The sequence below is a fragment of the Cryobacterium sp. MP_3.1 genome, from assembly GCF_035984795.1.
Classification (GTDB): Bacteria; Actinomycetota; Actinomycetes; order Actinomycetales; family Microbacteriaceae; genus Cryobacterium; species Cryobacterium zongtaii.
Genome location: NZ_JAXCHV010000066.1, coordinates 1 through 1,917, shown reverse-complemented (window position 1 = coordinate 1,917; position 1,917 = coordinate 1). Strand labels below are relative to the sequence as shown.

At 54.7% G+C, this 1,917-nt stretch carries 1 protein-coding gene; it reads right to left on the bottom strand.

The window, feature by feature from the left end; translation table 11 throughout:
* Positions 1–627 precede the first annotated feature (627 nt).
* Complete coding sequence (locus RCH12_RS18435; protein ID WP_327017876.1) at positions 628–1,359, bottom strand: hypothetical protein; 732 nt, start codon at positions 1,357–1,359, stop codon at positions 628–630.
* Positions 1,360–1,917 lie beyond the last annotated feature (558 nt).

Here is a 1,917-nt window from a genome sequence, read left to right as displayed (position 1 = left end):
TCTAGAGCCATCGTGTGATGTGTCTTTCTGTGAGGAACTTTGAACGGTTCTCACTGACCATCGCACGGTGGTTTCCTACGTTGTTAATCCAACGATCGAAACCCCGGAACTACACCACTCAAGGGGACGCAACCTCTCTCGCACGATCGGTGGGGCTGAACCGCACGATCAGGTGGTGCTCAAAGCCTCAAATACTCAGCTACCACTCGTAATAGCCGGCCATGGGTACCAGGTACCGTTGGTCGGCTTTGATTGAGGGTCGACGCTGAATTCAGAGTCCGGTTTTTTTGGGTGGCGGGCAGGGCGAAGCCGCCGACCTTCTTGCCGGTGGTGTTCCGAGTCTTTGTTTGCCGTGTGGCGGGTGATTAGGTGGCGGCGGTTTGCGGCGGCCCGCAGAGGCCACCGCGAACGCGGCCGTCCAGCCTGGTTCCCAGGGCGAGTTGGTCGGCAGGTGCAGGAAGGCACCTGACCAAGATCGCGCCGCGCATCGGTCGAGTATGTCTCTCAGCGATGCGCTACCAACCATGGAATAGCTGCCGCAAAGGCCGACTCGCCGTGAGTGCCGCTGGCGAGAGCCGACGCGTGCGTCGAGAAAATACATCTTTGATGCATCGCCGATGATGAGGACTATCTAGAATAATTCTTCTTTTCGCGCAACGTCACAAGGGAATCAGAAAGGATTGAATCCAGGATTACAGGAACACTGTCGACAACTATCAAGTCCGTGGAGTTGAGCGCCAGGCAAATGCTTCCAGAATTTTCCTGTCGGTTGACGTACCGGACGACATGATTTGATCTGACTAATTTGTCACGATGCGGTTCCCAGAGGTCGCCCGGCATCTCTACGTAAACAGTTGGATCAACAGTTAGAGATTCAGCAAGCTCCACGCGATGGAACCACCAGGCTGCCAGACCGTGTCCATCTGTAATCGGTTCCAATCTTTGACTAGTGTTTCCTGATCCTGTCCTCGCGAGCGCAGATAACAGTGATCCAACGTGAACAATGCCGTTGAACGTTCCTGGCCAATTCGAAATGGTCGAAAAGTGCCACCACTGTCGCTCGCTAAGCGCGCCAACACTTGTTACCGCAGTCAACGCGAGGTCTGCTTCCTGCATAGCAGGAGGTCGAAGGAACGATGCTCCCTGCCCCGAAACCGAGCATGTCTCCTTTTGCACTGTATCGCCGACCGTCAGGTAGTGATTTGGCGCGCAGTTCTCACACCAAAGCCCCGATTTCCCATCTGGGACGATCATCGGGGCAGAAACAGATTCACCTCCGACCGTTCTAAAGGTCGGGCCGATCGCTTCCCCTTGGAACGGAAAGTACCCGTCCTTCTCGAAAAATGACTCTCTCACCATTCGTAGACCGTAGCTCCGTTCCGAGAGATGGCCTGAATAACATGGCTGCCCGTCTGATCCATAACGTTTCCAGATCCAGTCACCGCTCCACCGCGTGTCCCATGATTTATGACAAGACCCTCATTGTGGATGGAGCCTTGCATCTTCCCACCGCGTTCGACGTTTAGCACCCCAGACGCTTGAATATGGCTCGAGCCCTGTTGAGAACCAGTGACTGTTGCAGTCGCACGAGAAGCAATGTGAAGCGACCCCTGATGTGAACCTCGCAAAACCAGTTGCGCGCCTTCTTCCAAGGTCAAAGACCCCTGGTGCGCGCCTACGAGAACTAAAAGAACATCCGCTTCGACGACGATTCCGCCCCGGTAGTCACGTAGTTCTTGGTCCGCGGTAATTGAAAGAGGCTCGACCTCGACGCCATCTACATATTCCATATTCAGCTTTCCATCCAAAGAGTTAGGTTTGTGCGGTTGCGTCCCCTTGAGTGGTGTAGTTCCGGGGTTTCGCTCGTTGGATTAACAACGTAGGAAACCACCGTGCGATGGTCAGTGAGAACCGTTC

Coding starts and splice junctions, on each gene's coding strand:
- RCH12_RS18435 (WP_327017876.1), bottom strand. CDS start 1,359: ATGGTGAGAGAGTCATTTTTCGAGAAGGACGGGTACTTTCCGTTCCAA.